This window comes from Acidovorax sp. HMWF029 (assembly GCF_003060895.1).
In the GTDB taxonomy this organism is placed as follows: domain Bacteria; phylum Pseudomonadota; class Gammaproteobacteria; order Burkholderiales; family Burkholderiaceae_C; genus Acidovorax.
Window position 1 is genome coordinate 1 of the sequence record NZ_QAIH01000060.1, and the last position, 8,044, is coordinate 8,044.

Consider the following 8,044-nt stretch of genomic DNA (forward strand, 5'->3'; position numbering starts at 1 on the left):
GCGTGATGGTGGGCTATGCCAACCTGGGCCTTCATGCCGCCGCCGCCACCCCTATCGAGACCGCCGACGCCCCCACCGCCCTGGGGGCGCTGCCCCCCGAGCTGGCCGAAACACTGGCGCGCCTCATCGACAACACACTGCCCGCGCTGGGCGAAGACGACGCCCGCGTGATCGAGATGGCCAACCAGCTCGTCACCTTCCTGCGCGAGCCTTCGCCCCCCGTAGCCACGGCGCAGCTCATGCTGGGCAACTTCACCTACCGGCTGTCGTTTGCCACCGAAGACCAAGCCGCTATCCGTGCCAGCCTGCTGGAGCTGCTGCACATGATCTTCGAGAACATCGCCGTGCTCAGTGTGGACGACCGATGGCTCCACGGCCAGGCTGAAGCGCTGATGACCGCCTCTACCCCGCCGCTCACCCTGCGCCGGCTCGACGACGTGCAGAGCCGCCTCAAGGACGTGATCTTCAAGCAGACCGAGGCCAAGGCCCGAACGCTCGAAGCGCAGGAGCAGATGAAGGACATGCTCGCCACCTTCATCGAGCGGCTGGCCAAGATCACCGCCTCCAGCACCAGCTACCAGGGCACCATGGAGCGTTGCGCCGACCTCATCGGCAAGGCCAACACCCTGCAGGACATCGCCCCCGTGTTGCAAGAGGTGATGAGCGCAACCCGCGCCATGGCGCTGGACAGCCGCGTGGCCCACGACGAACTGCAAGACCTGCGCGAGCGCACCGAGGCCAAGCGCGCCGAGGTGGCAAAGCTGCAGGAAGAACTTGACCGCGCCAGCTCCCAGGCTCGGCATGATCCGCTCACCGGCACCCTCAATCGCAAAGGCCTGGATGAGGCCATGGAGCGCGAAATTGCCCGCGCCCGCCGCATGGGATCGCCACTGTGCCTTGCGCTGCTGGACCTGGACAACTTCAAGTCCTTGAACGACCGCCTGGGCCATGCAGGTGGCGATGCGGCGCTGGTACACCTGGCCCAGGTCACGCGCGAAGTCATGCGACCGCAGGACCTTTTGGCCCGCTACGGCGGCGAAGAATTCGTCATTGTGCTGCCCGACACAGCGGTCGAAGCCGGTGTAGCAGCCATGACACGGCTGCAGCGCGAGCTGACCACCCGCTTCTTTCTGCAAGGTACTGAGAAGGTGCTCATCACCTTCAGCGCAGGCGTAGCGCAGCTGAGCGACACAGAAAGCAGCACCGACGCCATCTTGCGTGCCGACCAGGCCATGTACCTCGCCAAGCGCTCGGGCAAGAACCGGGTGATGGCGGCGTAGTGTCTCCCCCTGTGTCGCCTTCGGCGCCTTCCCGCAAAGGGGGACGCCACCCGTGGCCTGGCAAAGCCAGCTCCACGGAGGCACTGGCCTGGGGCGCACCGGTATCGACAGGCGGCTGGCTCGGCATGCCGGTGGCGACCGTCTGAAATGCTGCCGACCATGGACCGCCGCGCCTTCCTGCAACACGCCGCCTGCGCGGCCACGGCGGCTGCCTTGCCGCGCTGGGCGTGGAGCAGCCCGCCCACGCTGCAAAGCAACCCTTTTGCGCTGGGCATCGCCAGTGGCGACCCCACGCCCGACGGCGTGGTGCTCTGGACCCGCCTGATGCTGACGCAACCCGCACAGATGCAAGCCGCCCACACCGTGCGGTGGGAGGTCGCGCACGACGCGCGCTTTGCACAGATCGTGCAAAAGGGCGAAGCCCCCGCGCTGCCGCAGCTGGGCCACAGCGTGCATGTGGAGCTGCGGGGCCTGCAGCCCGCGCGCTGGTACCACTACCGCTTCATGCTGGGCGATGCCGTGAGCACCATGGGCCGCACGCGCACTGCGCCAGCAGCGGGCGACCTGCCGGGCGCGCTGCGCATCGCCTTCGCGTCCTGCCAACGGTGGGAACACGGCCACTACGCCGCATGGCGCCATCTGGTGGCCGACCAGCCGGACCTGGTGCTGTTTCTGGGCGACTACATCTACGAATACGCCACGCCCAAAAACACCAGCGACCTGGCGCGCACCCACAGCCTGCGCCTGGCCACCACGCTGGCCGACTACCGCGACCGCTACGCGCTGCACAAAAGCGACACGGCCCTGCAAGCCGCCCACGCCGCCTGCCCCTGGTCCGTGACCTGGGACGACCACGAGGTACAGAACGACTACGCCGCCAGCGCGGGGCATGCGGGCCGGGGCGATGCCGCCAGCTTTCTGACGCAGCGCGGCGCCGCATGGCAGGCCTTCTACGAAAACATGCCCCTGCGCGCCGCCAGCCTGAACCGCCCCTTTCCTGACACCCAATGGGATGCGCTGCAGGTCTACCGCCGCCTGCGCTGGGGCCGACTCGCGCACATCCACCTGCTCGACACCCGCCAATACCGCCATTGGCAAGCCTGCCGCGCACCCGAATCCACCAGCGCAGGCGCCGTACGCGGCACCAGCTGTGCAGAGCTGGCCGCCCCCTCCCGCAGCCTGCTCGGCAGCGCGCAAGAGCAATGGCTCGACACCGGCCTGGCTGCCGATGCCGCCGCATCCAACGCCGAACAAGACACCACCCGCTGGAGTGTGATCGCGCAGCAGACCCTGTTCTCGCCCCGCCACTACCCCTCGGGCACGGTGACCACCGACAACTGGGACGGCTACCCCGCCGCCCGCGCGCGCCTGCTGCAGGCCGTGGCCCAGCACAAGCCGCGCAACACCGTGCTGCTGGGCGGCGACATCCACCAGAACTACGTCTGCCGCGTGCATGCCGATCCAGACCGCCCCGACTCGCCCGTCATCGCCAGCGAGTTCTGCGGCACCTCCATCAGCTCGCGCTCGGGCACCACACAAGACAAGGTGGATGCCGTGGTGCGCCACAACCCGCATGTGCTGCTGGCCCGCTGCGACCTGCGCGGCTACGGCCTGGCCCACATTACGCCCACGCAGTGGACCACCACCCTGCGCGTGCTTGACGACCCCATGCACCCCGACAGCGGCGCCAGCACGCTCGCGCGCTTTGTCGTCCAGGATGGGCGAGCGGGTCCTGTCCCCGCTTAGGCAGCACGCAAAGGCGGCTAGCCGCACGTCGCAAGCAGCAGTAGCCGACACGCAACACCGGGGGTTTTGCTACATTTTGAATAGCACAAAAGTCTTATCTATCGCGCGGAGAGGCCATAAAAATCTTGAAATCTGGACCTCAAACGCAAAACAACGCCGTCCGCAATGACCGTGCATCCCGAGGGATATGCAGAACATCCACAGGCCGATAACTCCTGCGACTTGACGAACACGGGTTCAACAGCCGTCGGTACTGACGGGCGACACGATGACGCAGATTCTTTGAGCGCCACGGACAACGCACGAGTCCACATCAGATACCGGACATACAGCAGCCAGTGCTCTATCCACCTATCCACCCGTCCCCCATCGGTCCGACATCCTGTTGATGTGGGAGGCGATTTACGGGTAGCTAGGCCACATCGTCAGGCCATATCGCGAGTGGCAAAGAGCCGTCCGGGGCGCTTCCAAATTGGTGGCAGTATTCGACCGCGCTTGGTCGCCATGAGCAGCATCACGATCCCGGTCGTAGTGCACAGGAGCAACGCGAGCACCGAGGATTCAACACCAAAGCTGCCTCCAGTCAGCCAGTCGGGGCCGTTCACGGTGGATCTGATCAAGCCCTGTTGTGCGTCGTTGCCAGAGACGATGCCTGAGAAAATAGCCGACTGCGTGTAGTTCCACGCAAAATGAAAGCCGATGCTCAACCACAGCTGGCGCGTCAGCATGTAGGCAGCAGCCAGCAAGATACCAGCCTCGACTGCGATAAACAGCGCCCCCTCCATCGTGCCCTGCGGGTTCAGCAGGTGGGTCAGACCAAACACGAGGGAAGACACCACAAGGGCCACCCAACTTCCCAACCACTGCTCGACCGCGCGGAACAGCACGCCTCGAAACAGTAGCTCCTCGTAGACGCTCGAACTCAGCGCCATGGCAAGCGCAGGAATCATGTAGCTCAACGGATTCAAGCCAACGATACGGTAGATACCAAGTGCCATGAGAATCAGTTCGCAGGCTGCGTACAAGCCCACACCGACGAGCAGGCCCAAGCCGAGTTGCCGCCCCGCGCCCCGCAAGGCTATTTCAGACAGGGCACGCTTTTCGATGAAGTGTGCATAGCCAACATACACCGCGAAGCCCGCTATGGCCAACGCGATGATGTGAAGAACAGCTTTGAACGGTTCTCCTGCGTAGTTGGACATCACATCGGTATTCAGGGACATGAACAGCACCAATATGCCCCCAAGCAACAAAACACGTGCGGGCGGTGAACTGAAGACGCAGTGTGCGATGCGGGGCAGCATGTTTGCAGGTGTTTTCATCGTCGCCCTCAGCGTAAGGCATGGATTTCAAAAAAGCGTGCAATATCAACTACGGTTGGCGAGACGATGGCAAGCAGCGTTGACCGTGAACAAGCGCGGCCAAACGTTGTGGCCAATGGCAGGCTGAATGGCAGGCTGCAATGAGATTCAATGCGGCCCCGGGCTTACCGCCCTTCCGCTCGACCTCAGGCAAAGCGGCTTCAGGGCCTGTAGACGACAGTTTCATCTACCGCGTAGAGCTTGCAAGCTTCGCCAGCGCGCTCCGCACACCGACGTAGCGCCTCAGAAACATCGTTAGCACCGGCATTCCAAGCCCAGTGCCGGCGCGTCGCGGATACGGCAAACGCACGTGGAAAACTCGACTCGAGGAACCGCTTGTAGTTGTTAAGGCCATCAACCAAATCAAGTGGAACCTTGCTCACATCGTCGATATCACCATACCCACTGGCTGGATTCTGGTGAGCGCGCAAACGGTGTGCAAGCGCTGCTTGGTCCGGGCTGGAAATGCGCCGCAAATCGGTAATCACCCCTTGATCCATCGCATTGCTGGCCAATGGTTCGCAACCCAATGGTCGATTGCCCTCGTCGCCCGAGCACAAGAAAACACTTGCTTTGCGGCTTGCCGACACATCAGGATGCAAGAAATTTGCCGCCCCCTTGTTTTTATCAATACTTATCCAGCGCTTTACCAGAGCCTCATCGGCCTTGCCGTCTGAATATTTGATGATCCATCGGTAAAGACCATGCTCATTCACAGATCGCAGGTCGAGCTTACCGAGAGAATCGTAGTGACCATGAAAGCCAACGAACGTCTGCAACGCTGGATAGTCATCCGTAAACAGGCGTTGCCGACCACCCAGAAACATCCTGGAACACGATGAGACGCAATAGCCGGACACTGCAGTGGTAACGCCTTTTTCGCGAAATAGCTCACCAACCTGATATCCCGTCCATGCATCGCCCCCCCAAGAATTGCGCAATACAACGACGTCGATCGCGGGCGCCTTCGCAAAAGCGTCTTTAACCTTGGCGAGATCGTCGCCTGCAACGGGACCAGAAAGAACCACTGTGTTGCCAACCAGCGTGACCTCCATTGCTCTGGTGACTGATGCGCCAAACAACAGCACACCTATCGGAAAAACCACTTTCAGCGCTCCGAATATTTGTTGTCGCCACTTGGCAAAAACGCGGCGCATACACGCGCGACGCCGAAAAGCTTCTCTCACGATTCTGAACATTTACGACTCCGAGACGAAAGCTGAGCAACCTGTTTCAGTGACATATTCGCCGCGTCACAGGGCAAGGCCATCTTGCTTGATGGCTGTATTTCTGCTGGCGCATAGCGCCTGAATGACGGGATGGACTCCCCCGCTTTTTTGCGCGAGATTTGCGCACTGGCCTTCACGGGCGTGGCAATCAGGTATTCAAACAACAGGAGTCCGACATGCATGCTACTTGGTTTGGCCTGGCGCCGTGCGAGTACAGCTCAGGCAGGAGCCGCTATCTGCGCATGCTGCTCACGCACGGCGCGCGCAGTGCGCTCAGGGCGACGCAGGTGGCTCAAGGCGCGGGCAAGCAGGTGCTGGGCGCTGGATGTTCAGGAGCGCAGCAACCACAACAAGGCCACCTGCGCGCTGGCCAACAAGCTGGCGCGCACTTGCTATGCAACGCTGCGCGATCACAAGCCGTTTGACGAGGCAGCCCGACTGATCCGGAAAGAAAACCGCCAGAGCTTTGCGATGCCAAACTGATAAGCCAGCAGAGAACGCACACCACCCCAAAGCCACTATTGATGCACCACTTGCGATGGGTTTGATCGACCATCATGGCCCATCGGGTTCCTCCCACACCGCGCTACGCCGATAACTCTTGCGGCAGCTTGCCTGTCGCTTGTAACGTGTGGCGAAGCGGTGACGCAGATTCCATGTCGGCACGGACCACCACAGAGTCCACTCCAGATGCCAGATATACGACTGCAGGTGCTCTACCCTCTGGTCCCCAATCGGTCAGGCTCTTGCTGTTGTGGGGGAGTCCAAATACGAGGGGTTAGGCGTCAACGGGGTAGCGTTGGTTCACGTACCTCAGCTTCGCGCAGTAGGTGATTGAGCCTATCGTGGACGCGCTTAACTTCCGCGTGCCAGTCTTGTTGGCCAATGAAAACTGCTTTTTCTGTGGCCTCTCCGGCAAGAAGTTGTGAGTAAGACTGAAACAGCGCCCCCAGCGCACTTATCTCGGCTGACCGCAGGGCGGTGTTCGCCTGCTGCTGCTGAGCTGCGGCCTGCTTTGCCAGTTCTTCACGAGTACTTGCCAGTTCTTGTCGTTGAAGTCCCAATTCTTTTCTCTGCAGATTCAGCGTATATGCGAGCGCGGCAAACGCCAGTCCAGAAAATACTGTGTTTAGCGCGCCAAACATGTCTCCGAACTGACCGCGCTGCGTCCAATCGGTAAACATATTTGAAACAGTTATGGCGTAAGCAGCAATCAATGCTGCTACGGCAAACGCTGCGGCGATGAAGGGCCAAAGTGGCTCGGATTTTGCGGTGGTCGGAGGCATGACTGAAACTGCTTTTTGTGTACGCCTAACGCCAAGGTTAACCGGCGCCGGAGCGCGAAGCGCGCAGGGCACCAACATGGGCCATCAAAATCGCGAAGCGATGGCCCATGTTGGCGTCCGAGTTGAACCGACAGTTAGGCGCCTGCGCATACTAGACACCGAACCCTGGATGCAGAAACTCTCTTTGCTGCGCCGTGCGCCAACCAGTGCTTGAAAGCTGATCTTGCAACTTGGCGCCCCCACGTGTGTAGTGCAGTTCAGTCCCGGCTGGCGCGTCAAGTTTTCGCAAAAGGTCGCGCAGCACTTCCAATGTGCGTGTTGGCTGATCAGTGTCGATGTCGATACCGCTGAACTCAATTATGCGACTGCCATCAGGCAGTTTGTCTCCAAGTGATGATCCGCCGCCGGAGACCGTACCGAGGTTGCCTTCCGAAAGTGCTTGTTCAATCGGGTCTTCGTAGACTGCACCTCGATCTAGCGGCATCAAGTTGCCTGGCAGCTTCACATATATAAAGTGCTCAGGATTGAAGGTTTTTTGCTCTTGCTTCGCAGGAGCAAGTCCCAGCAAGGACTTGATAGTTGAAATGACACTCATAACGATCTCTGAGGCGCCTAACGTTGTAGGTAAAGGGCGGCCCGCTTGCGGGACGTCCAGTGGAGGCCGAAGGCCGCAACGGCTTTGGCCGAAATGTTAGGAGTCAGTGACATTGTTGGCGACAAACATTTCGACAAACTGCATTGGTGCCAGTGTGGCGCCATTTTGTTTGGCGATGCCTTGGTTTTTGCTCCACATAGCTTGAATGGACTCGCGAATATTGGGCGGGAATTGAAGTTGTGAAATAACGATTTCTTCCCACGATCCAGAGCAGGCAAATGTTTCTTGAAACTTGGGTGTCATTTGCACAAGAAGTGATTCTTGCGATGGGTCTAGCTCACCAATGGCTTTCAATACGAATGAGTCGACGAGTTTGAGAAATGGTTTTCCCGCATAGCGGTCAACTGGCTGAGATTTTTTGCCGAAGCCGAAAAGGCCCATGAATGACTCCTAACGATTAGCGTTTATCTGACGCGAGACAAGCTGCAAGCAAAGCACACCGGCATTCATATCGTCAGATAAACCTCGTTGGAGTAAACCGCGGCCC

Annotated in this window: 8 protein-coding genes; 3 read left to right on the forward strand and 5 right to left on the reverse strand. The window is 60.3% G+C overall.

Annotation, left to right across the window (positions count from 1 at the left end):
* Together DBR12_RS03735 and DBR12_RS03740 are read left to right on the forward strand one after the other, a co-directional pair.
* Positions 1 to 1,280 (forward strand): diguanylate cyclase (locus tag DBR12_RS03735; RefSeq protein WP_108616018.1); only part of this gene is annotated, 1,280 nt, incomplete at its 5' end.
* 159 nt (positions 1,281 to 1,439) lie between these two features.
* Entirely contained in the window at positions 1,440 to 3,026 is a 1,587-nt protein-coding gene (locus tag DBR12_RS03740; RefSeq protein WP_233244287.1) for an alkaline phosphatase, read from the forward strand.
* Between the two features lie 425 nt (positions 3,027 to 3,451).
* Here DBR12_RS03740 and DBR12_RS03745 read toward each other — a convergent pair whose 3' ends face one another.
* The gene (locus DBR12_RS03745) at positions 3,452 to 4,348 is read right to left on the reverse strand and encodes a CPBP family intramembrane glutamic endopeptidase (protein ID WP_108616020.1); all 897 of its coding nucleotides are present in this window, start codon (positions 4,346 to 4,348) and stop codon (positions 3,452 to 3,454) included.
* A 200-nt stretch (positions 4,349 to 4,548) separates the two neighbouring features.
* Positions 4,549 to 5,586, reverse strand: coding sequence for a hypothetical protein (locus DBR12_RS03750; RefSeq protein WP_146185461.1), 1,038 nt, complete (start codon positions 5,584 to 5,586; stop codon positions 4,549 to 4,551).
* Between the two features lie 206 nt (positions 5,587 to 5,792).
* Between DBR12_RS03750 and DBR12_RS03755 the strand changes: the two genes are divergently transcribed.
* Complete coding sequence (locus DBR12_RS03755; RefSeq protein ID WP_233244288.1) at positions 5,793 to 6,041, forward strand: IS110 family transposase; 249 nt, start codon at positions 5,793 to 5,795, stop codon at positions 6,039 to 6,041.
* Between the two features lie 360 nt (positions 6,042 to 6,401).
* Here DBR12_RS03755 and DBR12_RS03760 read toward each other — a convergent pair whose 3' ends face one another.
* The 3 genes from DBR12_RS03760 to DBR12_RS21930 all read right to left on the reverse strand — a co-directional run bounded on the left by DBR12_RS03760 (position 6,402) and on the right by DBR12_RS21930 (position 7,938).
* Complete coding sequence (locus DBR12_RS03760; RefSeq protein WP_146185462.1) at positions 6,402 to 6,902, reverse strand: hypothetical protein; 501 nt, start codon at positions 6,900 to 6,902, stop codon at positions 6,402 to 6,404.
* A 151-nt stretch (positions 6,903 to 7,053) separates the two neighbouring features.
* Positions 7,054 to 7,497: a hypothetical protein gene (locus DBR12_RS03765; RefSeq protein ID WP_108616023.1), complete on the reverse strand. Its 444-nt coding sequence runs from the start codon at positions 7,495 to 7,497 to the stop codon at positions 7,054 to 7,056.
* 96 nt (positions 7,498 to 7,593) lie between these two features.
* Entirely contained in the window at positions 7,594 to 7,938 is a 345-nt protein-coding gene (locus DBR12_RS21930; RefSeq protein ID WP_146185463.1) for a hypothetical protein, read from the reverse strand.
* Between the last annotated feature and the right edge of the window lie 106 nt (positions 7,939 to 8,044).